19 protein-coding genes are annotated in these 18,271 nt (G+C 51.1%); 9 read left to right on the top strand and 10 right to left on the bottom strand.

What is annotated here, in order from left to right; genetic code table 11:
• A partial coding sequence (locus AC6R0L_RS00095) for an MFS transporter (protein ID WP_500627856.1) occupies window positions 1-951 on the top strand: 951 nt, incomplete at its 5' end.
• A complete protein-coding gene (locus tag AC6R0L_RS00090) occupies window positions 948-1,508 on the top strand; it encodes a DUF1415 domain-containing protein (protein ID WP_500627855.1) in 561 nt (186 codons plus the stop codon). The genes AC6R0L_RS00095 and AC6R0L_RS00090, both read left to right, overlap by 4 nt.
• A 22-nt stretch (window positions 1,509-1,530) precedes the next feature.
• Here the strand turns inward: AC6R0L_RS00090 and AC6R0L_RS00085 are convergent, their stop codons facing one another.
• The gene (locus AC6R0L_RS00085) at window positions 1,531-2,601 is read right to left on the bottom strand and encodes a sensor domain-containing diguanylate cyclase (RefSeq protein WP_500627854.1); all 1,071 of its coding nucleotides are present in this window, start codon (window positions 2,599-2,601) and stop codon (window positions 1,531-1,533) included.
• A gap of 288 nt (window positions 2,602-2,889) precedes the next feature.
• Between AC6R0L_RS00085 and AC6R0L_RS00080 the strand changes: the two genes are divergently transcribed.
• Window positions 2,890-3,465, top strand: coding sequence for a nucleoside triphosphate pyrophosphohydrolase family protein (locus AC6R0L_RS00080; protein WP_500627853.1), 576 nt, complete (start codon window positions 2,890-2,892; stop codon window positions 3,463-3,465).
• Between the two features lie 447 nt (window positions 3,466-3,912).
• Here the strand turns inward: AC6R0L_RS00080 and btuD are convergent, their stop codons facing one another.
• The 8 genes from btuD to AC6R0L_RS00040 form a co-directional block, all read right to left on the bottom strand.
• Window positions 3,913-4,665, bottom strand: a complete 753-nt coding sequence (gene btuD, locus AC6R0L_RS00075) for a vitamin B12 ABC transporter ATP-binding protein BtuD (protein ID WP_500627852.1) — start codon at window positions 4,663-4,665, stop codon at window positions 3,913-3,915.
• Entirely contained in the window at window positions 4,652-5,647 is a 996-nt protein-coding gene (gene btuC, locus AC6R0L_RS00070) for a vitamin B12 ABC transporter permease BtuC (protein ID WP_500627851.1), read from the bottom strand. Before btuC ends, btuD begins: the two co-directional genes overlap by 14 nt.
• An 86-nt stretch (window positions 5,648-5,733) precedes the next feature.
• The gene (locus tag AC6R0L_RS00065; RefSeq protein WP_500627850.1) at window positions 5,734-6,762 is read right to left on the bottom strand and encodes a succinylglutamate desuccinylase; all 1,029 of its coding nucleotides are present in this window, start codon (window positions 6,760-6,762) and stop codon (window positions 5,734-5,736) included.
• Window positions 6,763-7,195: 433 nt separating this feature from the next.
• Window positions 7,196-7,879 carry a histidine phosphatase family protein gene (locus tag AC6R0L_RS00060; protein ID WP_500627849.1) on the bottom strand — a complete coding sequence of 228 codons (684 nt, stop codon included), beginning with the start codon at window positions 7,877-7,879 and terminating at the stop codon, window positions 7,196-7,198.
• A gap of 8 nt (window positions 7,880-7,887) precedes the next feature.
• Window positions 7,888-8,448 carry a bifunctional adenosylcobinamide kinase/adenosylcobinamide-phosphate guanylyltransferase gene (cobU, locus tag AC6R0L_RS00055; RefSeq protein ID WP_500627848.1) on the bottom strand — a complete coding sequence of 187 codons (561 nt, stop codon included), beginning with the start codon at window positions 8,446-8,448 and terminating at the stop codon, window positions 7,888-7,890.
• The gene (locus tag AC6R0L_RS00050; RefSeq protein ID WP_500627847.1) at window positions 8,445-9,254 is read right to left on the bottom strand and encodes an adenosylcobinamide-GDP ribazoletransferase; all 810 of its coding nucleotides are present in this window, start codon (window positions 9,252-9,254) and stop codon (window positions 8,445-8,447) included. The genes cobU and AC6R0L_RS00050 overlap by 4 nt, the downstream gene beginning before the upstream one ends.
• On the bottom strand, window positions 9,254-10,282 hold the full coding sequence (cobT, locus tag AC6R0L_RS00045) for a nicotinate-nucleotide--dimethylbenzimidazole phosphoribosyltransferase (protein WP_500627846.1): 1,029 nt from the start codon (window positions 10,280-10,282) through the stop codon (window positions 9,254-9,256). The genes AC6R0L_RS00050 and cobT overlap by 1 nt, the downstream gene beginning before the upstream one ends.
• 1 nt (window position 10,283) lies before the next feature.
• A complete protein-coding gene (locus AC6R0L_RS00040; RefSeq protein ID WP_500627845.1) occupies window positions 10,284-10,895 on the bottom strand; it encodes a flavin reductase family protein in 612 nt (203 codons plus the stop codon).
• Between the two features lie 487 nt (window positions 10,896-11,382).
• Here AC6R0L_RS00040 and AC6R0L_RS00035 point away from each other — a divergent pair, with 487 nt between their 5' ends.
• From AC6R0L_RS00035 to cdd, 5 genes are all read left to right on the top strand, one after another.
• Entirely contained in the window at window positions 11,383-12,009 is a 627-nt protein-coding gene (locus AC6R0L_RS00035) for a Rossmann-fold NAD(P)-binding domain-containing protein (protein WP_500627858.1), read from the top strand.
• A gap of 180 nt (window positions 12,010-12,189) precedes the next feature.
• A complete protein-coding gene (gene sbcB, locus AC6R0L_RS00030) occupies window positions 12,190-13,614 on the top strand; it encodes an exodeoxyribonuclease I (RefSeq protein ID WP_500627844.1) in 1,425 nt (474 codons plus the stop codon).
• Window positions 13,615-13,629: 15 nt separating this feature from the next.
• The gene (locus tag AC6R0L_RS00025) at window positions 13,630-13,995 is read left to right on the top strand and encodes a CidA/LrgA family protein (RefSeq protein WP_500627146.1); all 366 of its coding nucleotides are present in this window, start codon (window positions 13,630-13,632) and stop codon (window positions 13,993-13,995) included.
• Entirely contained in the window at window positions 13,995-14,672 is a 678-nt protein-coding gene (locus AC6R0L_RS00020; RefSeq protein WP_500627857.1) for an LrgB family protein, read from the top strand. Before AC6R0L_RS00025 ends, AC6R0L_RS00020 begins: the two co-directional genes overlap by 1 nt.
• Window positions 14,673-14,878: 206 nt before the next feature.
• Window positions 14,879-15,766 (top strand): cytidine deaminase, encoded by an 888-nt coding sequence (cdd, locus tag AC6R0L_RS00015; protein WP_500627843.1) that lies wholly within the window; start codon window positions 14,879-14,881, stop codon window positions 15,764-15,766.
• A gap of 149 nt (window positions 15,767-15,915) precedes the next feature.
• Here cdd and AC6R0L_RS00010 read toward each other — a convergent pair whose 3' ends face one another.
• Window positions 15,916-17,145, bottom strand: a complete 1,230-nt coding sequence (locus AC6R0L_RS00010; protein WP_500627842.1) for an HD-GYP domain-containing protein — start codon at window positions 17,143-17,145, stop codon at window positions 15,916-15,918.
• 188 nt (window positions 17,146-17,333) lie between these two features.
• Between AC6R0L_RS00010 and purT the strand changes: the two genes are divergently transcribed.
• The coding region (gene purT, locus AC6R0L_RS00005; protein ID WP_500627841.1) for a formate-dependent phosphoribosylglycinamide formyltransferase at window positions 17,334-18,271 on the top strand (938 nt) is incomplete at its 3' end.

The raw sequence follows: 18,271 nt of genomic DNA, 5'->3' as shown, positions 1-18,271 counted from the left end.
CTGCTGGGCTTGGTTTTACTGCGCGCGATGATGGGCATCGCCTTGGCGGCCTTTGCCTCTGTCGCCGTCGCTTATATGGTTGAAGAGCTGAGCAGCGCTGCGTTTGGTCAAGCGATTGGTGGCTACATTGCCGCGAACTCACTCGGCGGTATCACAGGGCGTATTGTTGGTGGTACCCTCACCGACCAACTGGGCTGGGAGTACGCGGTACTGGTGATGGCGCTGTTCACCTTAGTTGGCGCTATCGCGGTCGCGTTACTGCTCCCCAAGCAGCAACATTTCCAGCCCGCCAAAGGGATGCTTCGCTACCACAATCGCGCACTGGTCGAGCACCTCAAAAACCGCACTATTTGGCTCGCAATGTTGATTGGTGGTGTCAACTTTGCGCTGTTTGTGAATCTCTATTCGGTGATGGGGTTTCGTCTCGTGGCCGAACCGCATTCTCTTCCAGTTGGGTTGGCGGCGCTGATCTTCCTGTGTTATCTGCCCGGCACATTGAGCTCCAAGCTCACCTCGGTTTGGAATAAGCGTTACCCGCCGCTACTTGGCATCAAAGTGGGCGCGCTAATCAGTATGCTTGGAATGTGGAGTGCCTACGTCGATACCCTACCTTTCATGCTACTGGGGTTGATGCTGATTAGCTTCGGCGCCTTTTTCACCCACACACTGGCCTACGCGTGGGTGAGCCAAAAAGCGACGCAAGCCAAGGCGACGGCAACTGCACTCTATCTCGTGCACTATTACGTCGGGGGCAGTATCGGGGGCTTTTTCTTGATTTACTGTTGGCAACACGGTGGTTGGGCAACCGTCATCGCTGGTGGCATGCTGCTCTATGTGATGATTTTCTTTCTTTGTGCGGCGCTGTCGCGGCAGACTACCCACACAAGAGTGCCGCCTGTAAAGGCAAATTCTGATATGCTTGGCTCAAATCAGAATTTGGAATTAAAATGACTCTCTCAGCCAACCCTTCTCCTATCATCAGCGCCGTTAAGCAATGGCTTAATCAGGTCGTGATCGGTCTTAACCTTTGTCCGTTTGCCGCAAAACCGCAGCGCAATGGACAAATTCATATCGTGACCAGTGACGCCACCGACGAAGCGTCTCTTCTTGAAGACCTACTGAGTGAGCTTATCGCTCTAGAGGCACTTTCAGCCGAGGAGCGGGAAACCACCTTAGTGGTGGTGCCAGAGATGTTGCAATCGTTTGATGATTACAATCTGTTTGTTGATTGGGTAGAAGCCTTGATTAAACAGCAAGGCTATGAGGGCATTTTCCAACTGGCCACATTCCACCCCGACTACTGCTTTGGCGGCACTGAGCCAGACGATGATGAGAACTTAACCAATCGCTCACCCTACCCCGTGTTTCATCTCATTCGTGAAGAGAGCATGGAGAAAGTCTTGCGTCACTACCCCAACCCAGAAGCCATTCCTGACACCAATATCGACCGAGTCGAATCACTGACTGATCAAGAAAAGCGTCAGTTATTCCCTTATCTGTTCTCCTAAAGCTCTTTAACGCAGTCGCCGATCACGCCGCGGCGTGGTCGGTATGGTACTCGCGCCACTCGATGCGGTTGCGACCACTGGCTTTGGCGCTGTAGAGCCCCTCATCGGCAATGGCGAGAATCTCATCAAGCGTGGATTTCTGGCAGTCTGTCAACCGAGCATTCGCAAAATCGAAGTGGGTCGCGCCAACGGAAACCGTAATGGGTTTACCGTCGAGCAGCGTATTATTGACCGCACGGTGCATCGCCTCAATCACGGTTTTACGTGCGTTCGGATCTCGATCGGGTAGCCAGACGACAAACTCCTCCCCGCCAAAACGGGCGATAAAATCACTATCGGTTAACTGCGCTTTTAGCGCGTCGGCGGTTTTACGTATCACGTCATCACCAATTTGATGACCAAAGGTGTCATTCACCTTTTTGAAGTGATCAATATCGATGATCGCCAAGCTGCCCTGACCGCCCGCCAGTTTCATGCGTTCCAAATCCACATGAATGGTTTTAAACATCGCGCGGCGATTGGCTAATTTAGTTAAAGGATCGTGGAATGCTTGAAACTCGAGAGAGGCATTGAGCTCTTGCAGGCGCGTCTCCTGCTTACGACGAATCAACTCGACCTCAATCCATGACGCCATCAACTTAAGCGCGTCGATATCAATATCTTTAAATTTACGTGGGTAAGGAATCGGTGAAGAAAAGTTCAAGGTGCCAAAGATTTCATCATCCACAAAAATGGGCACACCAATGTAGGACTCCAAACCAAATGCGTTGTAGGCAGGGTGAATCGCGTGGGCATCATCTTCGCCCATGTGCTCAATCGCCACAGGACCAAACGATGAGCAGGTGATTTCACAATAGGTGCAATCGTATTCAAAGGTGTCACCCGCTTTAAGATCCGCGCCTTCAGGAACGACGCAGTGCAACACCGTGTATGTGCCGCCATCGATGCGTGACAAAATGCCGATATCTAAATTAAAGCGCTCTAACCCCATCATGATGAGCTGACTCACCTGAATATCAAAGCCTTTACTGTAATCATTGGTGATTTGATACAGACGTCTGATCACTTTTTCACTTTCGCTTTCTATTACCATGATGTTGCCCTATCAGCGTGAAGTCTTTAATAGAATTATAAGCATCAACTCCCATATAGAAAGAGGGGTTCTCTTGCTTTTCATTCAAAATGGAAGCGTGGTAGCCATTTTATCAGCGGTCAATGGACGAGCTCGAACGTATCACAGGGTACGAATATCAAATGAGTCGTACGATTACAGAGTTACTCTGGCGGGACATAGGGCGGTTTGTTACTATTGCCGTACGTCTTAACCTTTGCTTACTCTCTTCACGTTTGGCAATACTTCGTAACCCTAGGCTTAGCTAATATGCAATTGACCCAACTCACCACTGAACTTTTCAATCACCTGTACCAAGACATCACTGAATTTCGCAGCACTTTCGATTTACCTGTCGCCTCACCTGAAAGCTTAGACGACAAAGCGGATACTCTCCATACGTCTTTGATCATTGAAGAAATGACCGAACTGGCTGAAGCGGATTGCAAAACCGAACAAGCCGATGCGATTGTCGATAGCGTCTATGTTTTGATGGGTCGATTGGTGCATCTAGGCCAGCAACGTATTGAAGATAATCTTGCGATTAACTATTTGATTGATGTGTTGCTTAATGTGGCCGTTAACCGTGGTATCGACTTTCTGCCGTGTTGGGATGAAGTACACTCGAGCAACATGAGTAAAGTGTGTCGTAATGAGCAAGAATTCGCTGACACCGAAGCGCACTACGCCAAGCAAGGTATCGAGCTGACCGCAGTGAAAAAAGGCGATTATCTGATCGCGAAATGTGCCAAAGATTTTGTGTCAGACGCAAAAACCATCCGCCAAGGAAAGGTGTTGAAATCGGTCTATTACCGTCCTGCGGATTTGGCACCGCTGACTCAATAACCCGCTTTATTGCGCTCGTTTTTCCTGAACAAAAAGCTTCCTCTACAATAAGCGCTCATTAAGAAAAGCTTACGCTAGAAAAAAAGCCGCCACCTACGGACGGGAATCCTTAGGTGGCGGAAGCTGCCATAGTCATAATTTGACGACGTTCAATTTTTTCTGGGGTACTGAAAAATTGAATCAGCCTAACAAGAACGAGAATGTATCCCTTTCACTAATGCCAACAGCGTGCCAACTTTTTAAAAATAGTTAAGTTATTGTTTTTAATTAAATTTGTGTGAGAACTAATAATTTACCGACTCTACTGCTTTGGCACGCGAACCGATTCAGTGCAACGCTGCACTAGTTCAGTTCGACTATTTGCTCTAAAGGCGAGTTCGTGAGGGATAGTGTGGATGATAATGAAATAGGCAAAGAGCGCTAAAGTACAACAGAGCGCGATAAGCGTTAGAACAGCAGAACCCGCTTGCCGCGAATCGATTCGCAGCGGACCTCAGTATTAAACACGCGCGACAGCTGCGCCTCATTCAATACCTCTTCAGGCAGACCAAACTGTTGCAACACGCCGCGATCGAGCATCGCCACCTTGTGCGCATGAGTCAAGGTTCGGTTCAGGTCGTGGTTGGACATCACCACTGTAATGCCTAATTGGGCGATTTTATCGATCAAACGGTAAAGAAGCGTTTCTTGACCAATATCGAGCGGCGCCGCCGGTTCATCAAGAATCAATACCTTCGCCAACGGATTCAGTGTTGGCCAGACTTGCAGACAGATCCCACATAGGCGCACTCGCTGCCACTCCCCACCAGACAACTGATGAATCGAACGATGCAGCTTATCCTCTAACTGTAACCACTGAGCGAGGGTGTGGACCGCCACATTCACCTCATCAAGTACGCTTTTCGCTTGGCTTGGCAGCGACAACGCCAAGTACTGCACGACTTCAATGTTAAACGCTGGGCGATCGCTCTGGCTTAAAAAAGCCCGGCAGGAGGCTAAAGAAGGCATCGACGCCTTGGCCACATCAAGCTCACCAATCCTCACCTCCCCTTTCGCCGTTAATAGCCCTGCGATAGCGGTCAACAAGGTACTTTTACCACTGCCATTTGGGCCAATGACGTGGACAATTTCTCCCTGATTGACCTCAAAAGAGAGTGGAAGCAAACGCGAGCCAGCAGAGAGATTATTAATGTGAATCATGATTTTTCAGCAACATCCAAATGAACACTGGCGCGCCTATTGAGGTTGTCACAACGCCAAGCGGCAGTTCCGCCGAATGCAGCGCGGTTCGCGCGATAAGATCCGCCACCAGCACTAATAGTGCCCCGCACAGTGCAGAGAGCGGCAACAGAAAGCGGTTTTCGCTGCCCAGCGATAAACGCAGCAAATGCGGGACGACCAAGCCGACAAAGCCAATCACTCCACCGAGCGCGACCGCGCCCCCGACCAAAATCGATACCGCCAAAATGAGTTTCCAGCGTACGGCGTCAGTGTCGATACCCAGCTGCTTAGCATAAACGTCACCGAGCATCAGGCGATCCAGCAGCGCTCCCTTAGTACATAGCCAAACCACAACCGGAATAAGCGCTAACGTCAGCCAGTGATGAGACCAACTTGCGCCGCCAATGCTGCCCATCAGCCAATACATCAACTGCCTAAGGCTTAAATCATCACTGAAATAGAAAGCCCAAGTGACCACGGCCCCCGACAAAATGCCCAGCGCGACCCCCACCAAGAGAAGACGTGTTGTCGTCAGCTTCATCATTTTGGCAATCGAGACCAACAGTAAGGTAAAGCAGAGCGCACCGATGATCGCCGCTAGCATATAACCTAACGGCGTCGCAAATACAGGGAAACAAAACAGCACCAGCACCATCATAATGCTCGCGCCACCGGAAATGCCGAGCACACCGGGCTCTGCGAGCACATTGCCAAGCAAGACTTGCAGCACTGCCCCCGACAACGCCAGCGCCGCGCCGATCGCTACGGCAGAGATCAATCTTGGCAGACGCAGATGAACAAGCAACTGGTTTTGAATGTGGCTGAGCTCGCCAAGCGGATTAATCAACACTTCCCCGACCATGACGTAAAACAGACTCACTAGAAGAAACAATCCGGCACCTAACCATGCGGCGCGTGTCCAACGGTGCTGTTTACGATGTAAAAGTTGGCTAAATTCCATGCAAGGTAGGTCAATTCGGCGGGCTAGAAAGAACAGAGGCCTAACGATAACGCTAAGCCACTAAAATGAAAAGTGTTAGAAGACGATTAATCGTAAACGACCTGATCCTCTTCGTAGCGGACTTTTACCGGGCAGACCATCAGTGCCGCGCGCTGTCCAACCGGGACATGACGATTTGGAAAGACGACCGCTTCTCCTTCGTTTTTCGCCAGCAGCGGTTTGTCGCCATCATGGCCAAACACTTCGCCATGTTTGAACGCGGTAAAGTTTTCGACATCATCGGCAAACAAAAAGTCGAAATCGTCATGCAGGCGAACGATAGTACGACTGACGCGATACATAGTCGGCTTACGCGGTAAGTGCTCGGCTTTACTGCGCGAAATCAAATCGCGCATCGCCAAATCAAACGCAACCAGCTTGCCCAGTTCGTTCTCACCGATTTTGGCCACTTGACCTAATTCGACCGTCAGAGCTTGCGCCGCAAAATTCTCTGCACTGAACCAACTAAAGGTGCTTGAGGGCGCGTTTGAAAACATCACTGCTTCTAAGTGGCCACTGGCGACAAAATCCATGAGGGCTTTACTGCGCACCGGATGTCGCACTTTCGGGCTGACTGCAAAGGTATAGTGCTTCGATAAACGAATCGCACAATGCAGATCTAAGTGCCAACGAGCGGCAGGGTCAGTGCCGTGGTAAAAGAGCCCGACGACGTCTTTCAATTCATTAGCAATCGATAGCTCAATGCTCGGCTCGTAGTCTTTATCGTCAAAAAGACGATTCAGATTCACGTCAATAAATCGAGTATGAGCATTGGTGGCTTGCGGATGGGCAACGATCAGCAGCAAACGCTCCCTGACCGGCTGGAAACCTGTTTGAATGTCATCGACAATCTTGTCAATGAGCTCCATCGGTGCAGTCTCATCACCATGAATGCCGGTAGACAAAATAATATGCTTGGTGGTCTCATCACAGTCGGCAGGAATCACTTCCAAAACGCCACGTTGATGAAGCCGGAAAACGACGCCATTGGCGACCGTCATTTCACCCACAGGCATCTCTTGATCGACGTTGAGGCTGTCAAAAAGAAAAGATTGGCGAAAGAGGGATTTCGTCATGCGCTACTCCTTTATTGCACAGCGGTGTATGTTAATGAATTGAACCGACAATTTATGTAGGAGCGATCAAACTTATCGACACCAATTGTGTGCTTCATCGAAAATTATCCATCAACTGGGTATCACCCTACCCACAAGACTCACTGTGCAGGCAACCGAACGGCGCCCCGTTCAGCTACGTAAAAACTTCAATCATTTAAAGAGGTTGTTCATGACGCGCCGTCGTCCCATTCTGACAACGCGCCAAGCTTTAGGCAGTGTAATCGAATCACAATAAAACGCATCCTCTTTTGCGTCTTTCACTGCGCTTTTGTGTGCTTAAATGCAGCCCATTGCGTATCGATTGATGTGACTTGATACCTGCTTGCCATTTTTAAGTCGCTATCGGTGACAAGACAGCCTTAAGCGATTAGGAGATAACCTCAAACAGTGTTTATCCAGTCCCTAGCGGTGCGCCAATCATTCGGACCCGTGCGTGCTGAGCTTGTACCTGACCGCTCTCATCGGTGTAACACTCAAGCTGCGTGATCGATTGGTTCTCAATATGCAAGGTTGAAAACAGCGCCGGATTTTGCCAATCGAGTCCAAGCACATAAGCCAAAATCATCCGAATCGTGCCGCCATGCATCACCACTAAGGTATCGTGTGAAAGCTCAGCAACGAACGCTTGCCAAGCGTTGACGACGCGATGATAAAAACGCTCTAACGTCTCTGCGCCGGGTAACGTGTGCTGAGCCGGATGCTGCCAAAACGCCTCCAGCGCTGACCACTGCTCGCCCACCTCATCAAAAGGAATGCCATCGAGTTGACCAAACGAAATCTCGCGCCATTGAGGCTCTATCGTCACAGGGACCGTAACTGGGGTTGAGACCGAATGGGTGAGTGGACTGGCGGCGCTTGGTTGCTCCTCACCCAACGCATGCAGGGCTTTAGCAAGATCTGCGCAGCGACTCAGCGGTGAGCTAACGATCGGCAGCGTGGCATATCCATTTTCCGCCAACGCACGCGCGAACGCCTGTTGGCGCTCCGCCGCCACCGCCACATCCGTATGACCATACAAAGCAGGCTTGCCATCCACTTTGGCGTGACGAACAAGCGAGACTCGGATAGAAGACATCCGCACTCCTACGATTTCAATGAAACAGGTAGACCGGCGGCCACCAGCGTCACCTTGTCTGCCACTTGGGCAATGGCTTGATTCATCCAACCGGCATGATCGACAAAGCGACGCGAGATTTCACCCAATGGCACCACACCCAACCCTACTTCGTTGCTGACTAAGACAATATCCGCGCGGCAGCGCTGAATGCTCGTTACCAACTGAGCCACTCGTTGCTGGGTGTTTTCATCACTGAGCGTCTCGCCGCCGTTGTAGATGACATTGTTCAGCCACAGCGTCAAACAATCGATCAGCACCACATCGTACTGACCAAAGTGGACCAGTTGCTCACTCAACTCGGTGGGGCACTCATGTAGGTGCCACCCTTCACCGACGCGCTGCGCTTGATGGTGCGCAATCCGACTGGCCATTTCTTGGTCGAGATGAGTCGCCGTGGCGATGTAGTGTTTTTTGACTACCTCACTCCCCTGCGCGACGTTGTCCGTTTTACATAGCGAGCGAATTTGCGCTTCGGCAAAGCGCGATTTTCCTGAGCGAGCGCCGCCAAGCACCAAATGAATCGTCACCCTGCACCTCCACTGAGAATAGGGCCACCGAGCGCAAGCAACGTGAGATAACAGAGCAACTCCATGATCTGCTGCGCCGCGCCCAAGCAGTCACCGGTAAAGCCGCCGAGGCGCGCCTGCAACCAGCGCTTAAAGCCAAAGCGAAACACCACAGCGACAATCACTAGCGCTAGCACCGCGCCCGCGGATAAAAACAGGCAAGACACTGCGGCTGTCATAACGAGAATGGCTAATTCAAGCCGAGTTTGACGCTGCGCCAAGGGCTTACTTTTACTGCCACTGAGATCGCTGACGTAAGGCATATCGAAAATTAACGAGGCGGCCACCGCACGACTCAAGGTATAGCCGACAATAAGGATCACACCGATGGCAGTGATACTTTGATCTACTTGCTCGATGAGTTCACTCAGCAAAACAAACTTGCCCAGTAGCGCCATGATAAGTGCACTGGCGCCATAGGTGCCGATTCGGCTGTCTTTCATGATCTCGAGGCGGCGCTCGGTGGTCATGCCGCCGCCAATACCATCCGCCATGTCCGTTAGGCCATCTTCATGAAAGGCGCCGGTGAGCATCAAGCTAAACACCATCATGACAAACAGCGCCGCACTGCTGGGCAGCCACCACTGCGCTGCGCTATACACCAAGGCGCACAACGCGCCCAAAATGGCGCCGACCAACGCAAAATAACGCCCGGCTTGGTTCATGCGCGCCTCACTATAAGGCGTCGAAGACGGGATAGGGAGACGCGAGAAAAATCCCAACGCCAAACAAAACAGTTGCCATTGATATTTGCTCGCGCGCCACATTAGACCGTGACTCCGGCTTCTTCAAAGCTCGCCATCGTGTTGTAGAACTCGGCGGCGCTGCGTAGCAAAGGCACGGCCAATACCGCGCCAGTACCCTCACCTAGGCGCAGCTGCAAGTCAAGCAGCGGCAAAGCTTCCAGTCTTTGCAGCAACAATTGATGACCCGACTCATGCGAGCGGTGGGCAAAAATCATCATCTCTCGGCTTGAAGGTTCAAGTTCGCTTGCCACCAACGCCGCTACACTGACAATGAAACCATCAACCAGCACCGGCACTTGCGCTTTAGCCGCCGCCAAGAAAGCGCCAACCATCTGCACAATCTCAAACCCGCCGACCTCGGCCAATAACTCTTTCACCTCTAGACCATCACAGCGCGCAACACCTTGTGCAACCAACGCCACTTTACGCTCGTACTGCTCATCGGTGATGCCCGTTCCGCGGCCGACGCAGCGCTCAACCGGCTCCTTGGTCAAGGCACTCAGCAGGGCCGCCGCGCTACTGGTGTTACCAATGCCCATTTCACCAAACATCACCAGCTCAGAGCCAGATGCGATCACCTTGTCGACCACCTGCGCCCCCAAACGCAAGCCGTTCTCGACCTGCTCAGCACTCATCGCCGCTTGCTTGGCAAAATTGTGGGTTCTCTCACCAAGACGCTGAGAGATAAACTGCGCCGAGTCAGACTCCACCGGCAGTAAGATTCCGCAATCGACAACAGTAAGCGCAACATCATTGGCGCGGCAGAAACAGTTCACCGCAGCGCCACCGGCTAAAAAGTTGAGCACCATTTGCTGCGTCACAGCGCTAGGCGCAATGCTGACGCCCTCATCGGCAATCCCGTGATCGCCGGCAAAGACGATAGCAACAGGTTGGTTGAGCGTGATGCGCTGCGCGAGTTTGCCCGCTTTGCTACTTTGGATCAGCGCCAATTGATGGGCTGCTGACTCAAGCAAGCCAAGCGAGCCAAGAGGTTTGGTTTTCTGGTTGATACGGTGCCAAATGGCGTCAGAAAAAGCGTGGTTTAACATGTTATTTGGGCCTAGCTACAGAAAAAACGTCACGGGTCAGAGCGTATTGGCTGCCCCCGAGACGGGAAAGTGGGTTGAGCGACAGAGCATCAATCATCAGGCGTTCGCCCTCCTCTGTCACGATATTAGGATCAAGGTAGATCTGCTCAATCTTGGCAAAAATAAGGCTTTGAGGGGTGTCACCGATCTCTTTGACTTCAAACAGCGAACAACCAAACGCCACCGGGCAACCTTGCACGCGAGGCAGATCAAAACCGTCAAAGCTAACCAACTCAAGACCGGTGGCTGCCACTTCTGACTCACCATGCTCTAGGGTAGCGGCGGTTTGCGTCACCGACTCGGCTTGCGCCTGATGAGCGATATGCACCACCATTTTTCGGTTTTCTAGTACATTGCGCGTCGTGTCTTTGAGCTCACCACTGGGCTTTTTGCCCACAGAAAACATCAACAGCGGTGGATTACTAGAAATCGGCGTAAAGTACGAAAACGGCGCCAAATTATAGTTTTGCGTGCCTGATTGCGTCAGTACCCAAGCGATGGGTCTGGGAATCACCGTTTGCGTCATCAAATGATAAATGTCCGCAGGCGGCATGGTCGTCAAGTCAATGTTCATCACGTATCCCTATGGTGAGATTGAATTTTTGTCAGTGTACCGCGAAATACCGTTTTGAACACCCGCCGCCCCTGTTGTGATTGACCATTTGCTGGTCAATTCATCGGTTTTATTGACCTCAACTGGTATTTTTCTCCATTTGTACTATATTTTCGTCAATAACGTAGAGCGCAAGGAGGTCTGTATGATTGCAAATCGACGTTCAAGTAAACCCAAAAACGGCTCGTCCTCACCCAAGAAAAGCACTCGTCGCTTACCTTTCTCACTCACCTAACCCCGGTTCTTCCACACAAGGACACAAATACCCATTAGATCGCGAAAGATAGAATGGGATCATAGACTTTTCACTGATCCTGTAGGATTCTTCGTTCACCTTCTTCGAATTCATGCAGGGCTGACGGTGAACCAGACTGAACACAACCCCAACGAACGTGCACCGCTTGTCGTCATCACGGCAGGCGCCACGGGCCTGATTGGCAACGAACTGATGAAGCAGATGCTCGAGGCCGAGCCCATCGAGGCTATTTACGCGTTATCTCGAAAAGCCTTGCCCTATTTTCATCCCAAATTAGAGACGCTGATTCACCCTGAACTGGAAGTACAGACGTGGACAGACGACAAACCGACGCCCACCTATGGCTTCATTTGTTTGGGCACCACACGCAAGCAGGCAGGCTCTAAAGAGGCGCTAGAACAAGTCGACGTCAAACTGGTATGTGAGGTCGCGAGCGAAATGAAACTGCTGGGCGTGACGCGTCTCGCTGTTGTCTCGAGTTATGGCGCGTCATCGCGCTCACTGTCTCATTACCTACGCTGTAAAGGGAAAATGGAACTGACCATTGAGCGTATGGGGTTTGAGCAAGTGGTATTCGTTCGCCCAGGTCCATTAGTGGGGCTAAGAGACACGCCAAGAAATGATGAACTGGTTTTGCAAGCGGTGCTAAAAGTGGCGCGTCCACTCATGATAGGCCCATTGCGCAAGCTGATTCCCATTCATGCCAGTGAAGTCGCGCGAGCCATGCAGTACGCACTGTTTGCAAAAGAAAAAGGCCATAGCAGAATCCGCGTCCTCGAAAGCCCAGATATGTTGGCGCTGATTGAGCGTTATCGTTAGCAGTCGATGACTCGTAGCGCCTCTACGTTGGCCGTCGAGTCTTATCGTCCTTGATTTGTCCTAACGCGCAGAAAATCGTCACCCTCGCCCTGACGTGAAAGTTTTTCGCCATTTCCCTTGCTTGCGCGCCCTTTCTTGACGGATACTTCACGTCAATCGCACGCAATTTCTGGAGAACCCATGCAATCTGATAATCAACCGACGTTTTTCTTCTTTGATTATGAGACTTGGGGAACCAGCCCTGCCAAAGACAGGCCGAGCCAGTTTGCAGGCGTACGCACCGATATGGATTTCAACATCATCGGTGAGCCGCTGGTTATTTACTGTCAGCCACCTGCCGATTACTTACCCGCGCCAGAAGCGGCGCTCATCACCGGTATCACTCCGCAAACGGCGGTCAGTAAAGGGCTGCCAGAACCTGAATTTATCGCCCAGATTCACGCGCAATTGGCAACGCCCAATACCATAAGCTTGGGCTACAACAGCATTCGTTTTGATGATGAAGTGACGCGCTATACCTGTTACCGCAACTTCATTGACCCTTATGCGTGGAGCTGGCAAAACGGCAACTCTCGCTGGGATCTATTGGATGTGCTACGCGCGTGTCATGCGTTGCGACCTGAAGGCATCGAGTGGCCAGAAAACGAAGAAGGCTTTATTAGCTTTAAGTTGGAACATTTGTCGGTCGCCAATGGCATTGAACACGCCAACGCGCACGACGCGATGGCGGATGTGATTGCCACCATTGAGATGGCAAAAAAAATCAAAGCCGCACAGCCCAAATTGTTTGATTACTTTTTGTCGATGCGCCACAAACGCAAACTCAATGAGCTGATCGATATTGTCAACATGACCCCCTTGATGCACGTCTCCGGCATGTTAGGCCGAGAGTGCCAATACACCAGTTGGATGGTTCCAGTGGCGTGGCACCCGACCAACCAAAACGCGGTTATCATGGTGGACTTAGCCAAAAATCCTCAGCCACTGTTGGATCTTGATGTCGACGCACTCAACACGCGTTTGTACACCAAGCGAGACGACCTAGGACCCGATGAACTGCCCGTGCCAGTCAAACTGGTGCATCTCAATAAGTGCCCAATTCTCGCCCCTGCGAAAACCCTCACGGCAGACAATGCCGCTCATATTGGAATCGACCGTGAGCAGTGCTTACAAAACCTAGCCACGCTGCGCCAACACCCAGAAATCCGCGAAAAGTTGATTGGCTTGTACAGTATTGAACGAGAGTACGCCGCTTCATCCGACGTGGATACTCAGTTGTATGACGGTTTCTTTTCTCCTACTGACAAAGCGGCCATGGAGATCATTCGCCAAACGGATCCGCAGCAACTCGCTGGGCTAGACATTGAATTCAGTGACCCACGCATCGCCCCGCTTCTATTTCGCTACCGCGCACGCCACTACCCATGGACATTGGATGAAAAAGAGCAGCAGCAGTGGGCGGCGCATTGCCGCGAGTACTTCGAAAGTCGCATTGAAGATTACATGATCAATCTGGAAAACTTAGTTCATGAACATGAAAGTGACGAAAAGAAAGTCGCGATCTTAAAATCGGTCTATCAATACGTTCAACAGTTGGTCTCTTAAGGCAACACCGCTCTTATGCCTCGTACTTTATTGCACTACTTCATCTCATTTGGCTTGATTTTTCTCTGCCTGATCGCCGGTCTCAATATTCAGCAATGGCTGGAGACCTCAATTCCCGGCAGCATCATCGGCATGCTTATTTTGTTCTCTTTAATGGCGAGTGGCTTGGTTCCCTCAAAGTGGGTCAAACCCGGTGCGACGCTGTTTATTCGCTATATGGTACTGCTGTTTGTGCCCATCAGTGTCGGCTTGATGGAGCACTTCGATCTGCTCTACCACAATGCGTGGCCAATTCTGGCAAGTGCGATTGGTGGCACGGCGATTGTCCTCGTCTCTCTGGGCTGGATGCTGGATCGCCTGCTTAAGCGAGGTGACCAATGATGTGGCTACTCGTGACTGTGGTGGTGTTTTTGTGTGCGCGTTGGGTGTGCAGTAGAGTCAACTCACCGCTAATGAACCCGCTATTGGTCAGCCTCGCGGTTCTTATCCCGCTCCTGACTTGGCTAAACGTTCCTTTTGAAACCTATTACGAAAGCAATCACTGGATCAATCTGCTGCTGCAGCCTGCGGTGGTGGCCTTGGCCTACCCATTGTATGAACAGCTCCCTCAAATTCGGGCCAATTGGCGCATCATAATGTTGGCATGCGGTGTGGGTAGCGTCCTGTCAATGGCGACGGCCAGTCTGATTGCCGTTAGTCTAGACACCGACTTAACCTTGATCGCCAGTTTACTCGGCAAATCGGTAACCACACCGATTGCGATGGAAGTCTCTAGCCATTTGGGCGGCGAACCCGCGATTGCAGCGATTTTGGTGCTGTTGGTCGGCTTGTTTGGGGCGATTTTCGCCTACCCTATCTACGGGCTGTTAAACATCACCCACCCGATTGCAAAGGGTCTGACCATGGGCACCGTCTCACATGCCCTTGGCACCGCGACCTGTGCGGAGAAAAACGCACAAGATGCGGCGTTTAGCTCTCTGGCTCTGGTGGTGTGTGGCGTGATCACCTCCATATTGGCACCGTCATTTTTCGCTCTAGCGCTCTGGTTATCGCACTAGCTGCGGCTAGGTAGCGCGCCAAAATTGTGTGACATCACTCATCTATCAGTAAATTTGCACTTGTTACAAACGTAAGTGTGATTTTTATCACTGTATTGTTTGGTGCGTCGCATAGAATGATTGTCCAGTATCACAAGATGTCAACAACCTAGCTATGTTTTCCCTAGCATCGAGCTTGACTCTGAAATAACAATAAAGGATTCACTATGACCAGCCGCATAGAACAAGCCCTGACACAGCTCCCTAGCGACGTTGCCGATTACCTCAAACCCATCGTGCTGAGCGAGTCATTTGATGCCACCCTGTCAGCCGACCAATTTGAGCAGTTAAAAAACATCAGCGGTAAAAGCGATGCCGATACGCGAGTGATGCTCTTGCCTGTCGCGGCGGCTTTTTCCTACGCCCCCCTGTCTAAATTTTACGTGGGCGCGATTGTGCGCGGCTTAACGGGTCGCTTATATTTCGGTGCCAACGTTGAGATTGCTGGTGTGCAACTCGGTCAAACGGTACACGCCGAGCAATGTGCCATCAGTCACGCGTGGATGAAAGGCGAGCAAGGCATTTCTGACATCACCATCAACTACAGCCCTTGTGGCCACTGTCGTCAGTTTATGAATGAACTGTCGACGGCAAAAGAACTCACCGTTCAATTGCCTGAACGTGAAGGCAAGACTTTGCACGATTATCTGCCAGAAGCCTTTGGTCCTAGCGATCTCGGTATTGAGTCGGGTTTGATGTCTGAGGTCAATCACGGCTATCGCAGTGAAGAGGGTGACGAGTTGGTACAAGCGGCACTGAAAGCGCTGAATATGAGCCACTCACCATACACTCACAACCTGAGCGGTGTCGCACTCAAAACCACCGATGGGTCGACCTATCTCGGTGCGTACGCTGAAAACGCCGCGTTCAACCCAAGCTTGCCACCACTCCAAGTCGCGTTGATTCAATTGTTGATGGCCGGCAAATCCTTCAGCGACATTGAATCTGGTGCCTTGGCAGAGATGGCCGAAGGTGGCATCAGTCACCTGGCCGACACGCAAGCGACCCTTGAAGTATTAGGACCAGATATTCCACTGACCTATCTTGCGATCTAAGCGTTAACGCCGACACATTGTGCTCAATAAAAAGGCGCCTTTTATCCACACAACGTGAGTAAAAGGCGCTTTTTCTGTTTACGGTGACGGTATTGTCTGTGAAGACCTATCCTGCCTACAACGAAAAGTAGCGGCTCACTATCGAGGCATCAAACGTCAAAGAACGGCGTTGCATCCACTTCAAGCTGACTTGGGGCAATCGCTTTGGCAATTTTGACGCTGCTGCGCTTGAGATCAACAAAAGCCACATCGACATAACGCTTGTTCTTACGCGAGTAAAAACACTTCACTTCTGGTTTCAGCGGTTCAGATTCATTGGATGTCCAGACGATGCCCACTCGCCCATCACTGAGTTCGACTAACGCCCCCACTGGGTACATACCGATACAGTTGATGAACTTATACACCAAGTCACGATCGAGGTGATTGGGCGTGAGGCTCAATAGAATTTTAAACGCCTCTGCCGAGCTCATTCCGCGCTTGTAGACGCGATCCGCGGTGAGGGCATCGTAGATATCCACAATGCAACTCATGCGACCGTGCAACGGAATTTCATCCCCTTTAAGGCCATTCGGGTAGCCGTTGCCGTCCAGTTTTTCGTGATGCATCAGACAGACATCACGGCTCACATCACTGAGCCCAGTCACGGACATGATCATATCTTTCGCAAACACTTGATGAAGCTTCATGTGCTCAAATTCTTCCGGTGTTAAGCGTGCCGGTTTGTGCAGCACCTTATCATCCACCTTCACTTTGCCCACATCATGAATAATGCCGCCGATCGCCATCTCTTTGAGCATCTCTCTTGGCAATTGCAGATGTTTACCAAAGGTCACCAATAAGGTGGCCACATTGACCGAATGCTCCAATAGATACTCGTCCTTGTTGCGCAGCGCTGAAACACATTGTAGCGCATCGGAGTCCACCAGCGCCGATTCAATCAAATCTTCCGCCCAGTCATCGAACTCATCGACGTGCACAGTTTTGCCATCAAACGTATGGGTCAGAACTTTCTGTGCAAGTCCTTTCGCCTCACGAATGATATTGGCGGCTTTTTTCTGCATTGAGAAACGACTTTTCGGCTTGCGCTTCACCGCTTCGGTGCGAATCACGTCGGTCGCTGCAGGCGGCGCAATGTCATGGGAATCATCTTCTTGCTCTTTGACCGGAGTAAAAACACAGCCTTTCGCGGACAGGCTTTCATCCACCCACGCGAACTTGATACCGTTGCCAATCAATTGCTTGACAGACTGATCAGACGGCACGCGCCCCGCATTGGCCAGATTGACCTTTTTGTTGTCTTCCAGTGCGGTGACAAACATACCAACGGTCAGTGTCTCTATTGGAATTTTGATGGAATTATTAGGATCGTATTGCATTCTTATTGATAGTTATATTTACAACATGTGACTTACAAAAGTATAACCTCGATTTATGCGCATTGCTCTACAAATACATGCAAGACTCCTAATATAAGTCACAAAATTGAGATAGACGCAAACGTTTGCCTTTTGAGATCTATCCTCGTATGATCAGCGCCAAATTCTACATCTCTAAAAGGTTGATTATGTTTGGTACAGCGACTCGTCAAAATGCAACGCGTGTTCTTCTCCTCGGCTCAGGTGAACTGGGTAAGGAAGTCGCCATTGAGTGTCAGAGACTGGGCTTAGAAGTCATCGCGTGTGACCGCTATGAAGATGCCCCTGCTATGCAAGTCGCGCATCGCAGTTACACACTAGACATGCTTGACGGCGATGCACTGCAAGCCATCATCGACAAAGAGCAGCCTCACTATGTCGTGCCAGAAATTGAAGCGATCGCAACCGACAAGCTGGTAGAGCTTGAAGCGCGCGGTCTGAATGTCGTGCCAAGCGCGAAAGCCACGCAGTTGACGATGAACCGCGAAGGCATTCGCCGCCTAGCCGCAGAAACGCTCTCTCTGACCACCTCTCCTTACCGATTTGCCGACAACTATGACGAATTCACCGCAGCGATTGAGGCGGTCAGTCTGCCATGCGTGTGCAAGCCTGTGATGAGTTCATCGGGTAAAGGACAAAGCGTCATTAAGACAGATGCAGACATCGAAAAAGCCTGGGCATACGCTCAAGATGGCGGCCGCACTGGCGCAGGCCGCGTGATTGTTGAAGGCTTTATTGATTTTGATTACGAAATCACTCTACTCACAGTACGCGCCGTTGACGGCGTTCATTTCTGCGCCCCAATTGGTCATCGCCAAGAAGATGGCGATTACCGTGAGTCTTGGCAGCCACAAATCATGTCGGATAAGGCATTAAAAGCGGCGCAGCATGCGGCGCAAAGCGTTGTCGATGCATTAGGCGGCTACGGCATTTTTGGTGTCGAACTTTTTATCAAAGGCGACACGGTGATTTTCAATGAAGTTTCGCCGCGCCCACACGATACCGGCCTGGTCACTTTGATGTCACAAGACAGTTCAGAGTTCGCACTGCATGTCCGCGCGTTTACCGGCATGCCAATCAGCAGCAT

The organism is Vibrio sp. R15-SG3-ISO1A, from assembly GCF_059833955.1.
Note: the sequence above shows the minus strand (reverse complement) of the source record. Positions and strands in the feature narration are given on the sequence as shown.

Bases quoted from the DNA above. Each gene is read 5' to 3' on its own strand.
- AC6R0L_RS00090 (WP_500627855.1), top strand. From the start codon at position 948: ATGACTCTCTCAGCCAACCCTTCTCCTATCATCAGCGCCGTTAAGCAA.
- AC6R0L_RS00085 (WP_500627854.1), bottom strand. From the start codon at position 2,601: ATGGTAATAGAAAGCGAAAGTGAAAAAGTGATCAGACGTCTGTATCAA.
- AC6R0L_RS00080 (WP_500627853.1), top strand. From the start codon at position 2,890: ATGCAATTGACCCAACTCACCACTGAACTTTTCAATCACCTGTACCAA.
- btuD (WP_500627852.1), bottom strand. From the start codon at position 4,665: ATGATTCACATTAATAATCTCTCTGCTGGCTCGCGTTTGCTTCCACTC.
- btuC (WP_500627851.1), bottom strand. From the start codon at position 5,647: ATGGAATTTAGCCAACTTTTACATCGTAAACAGCACCGTTGGACACGC.
- AC6R0L_RS00065 (WP_500627850.1), bottom strand. From the start codon at position 6,762: ATGACGAAATCCCTCTTTCGCCAATCTTTTCTTTTTGACAGCCTCAAC.
- AC6R0L_RS00060 (WP_500627849.1), bottom strand. From the start codon at position 7,879: ATGTCTTCTATCCGAGTCTCGCTTGTTCGTCACGCCAAAGTGGATGGC.
- AC6R0L_RS00050 (WP_500627847.1), bottom strand. From the start codon at position 9,254: ATGTGGCGCGCGAGCAAATATCAATGGCAACTGTTTTGTTTGGCGTTG.
- cobT (WP_500627846.1), bottom strand. From the start codon at position 10,282: ATGTTAAACCACGCTTTTTCTGACGCCATTTGGCACCGTATCAACCAG.
- AC6R0L_RS00040 (WP_500627845.1), bottom strand. From the start codon at position 10,895: ATGAACATTGACTTGACGACCATGCCGCCTGCGGACATTTATCATTTG.
- AC6R0L_RS00035 (WP_500627858.1), top strand. From the start codon at position 11,383: ATGAAGCAGATGCTCGAGGCCGAGCCCATCGAGGCTATTTACGCGTTA.
- sbcB (WP_500627844.1), top strand. From the start codon at position 12,190: ATGCAATCTGATAATCAACCGACGTTTTTCTTCTTTGATTATGAGACT.
- AC6R0L_RS00025 (WP_500627146.1), top strand. From the start codon at position 13,630: ATGCCTCGTACTTTATTGCACTACTTCATCTCATTTGGCTTGATTTTT.
- AC6R0L_RS00020 (WP_500627857.1), top strand. From the start codon at position 13,995: ATGTGGCTACTCGTGACTGTGGTGGTGTTTTTGTGTGCGCGTTGGGTG.
- cdd (WP_500627843.1), top strand. From the start codon at position 14,879: ATGACCAGCCGCATAGAACAAGCCCTGACACAGCTCCCTAGCGACGTT.
- AC6R0L_RS00010 (WP_500627842.1), bottom strand. From the start codon at position 17,145: ATGCAATACGATCCTAATAATTCCATCAAAATTCCAATAGAGACACTG.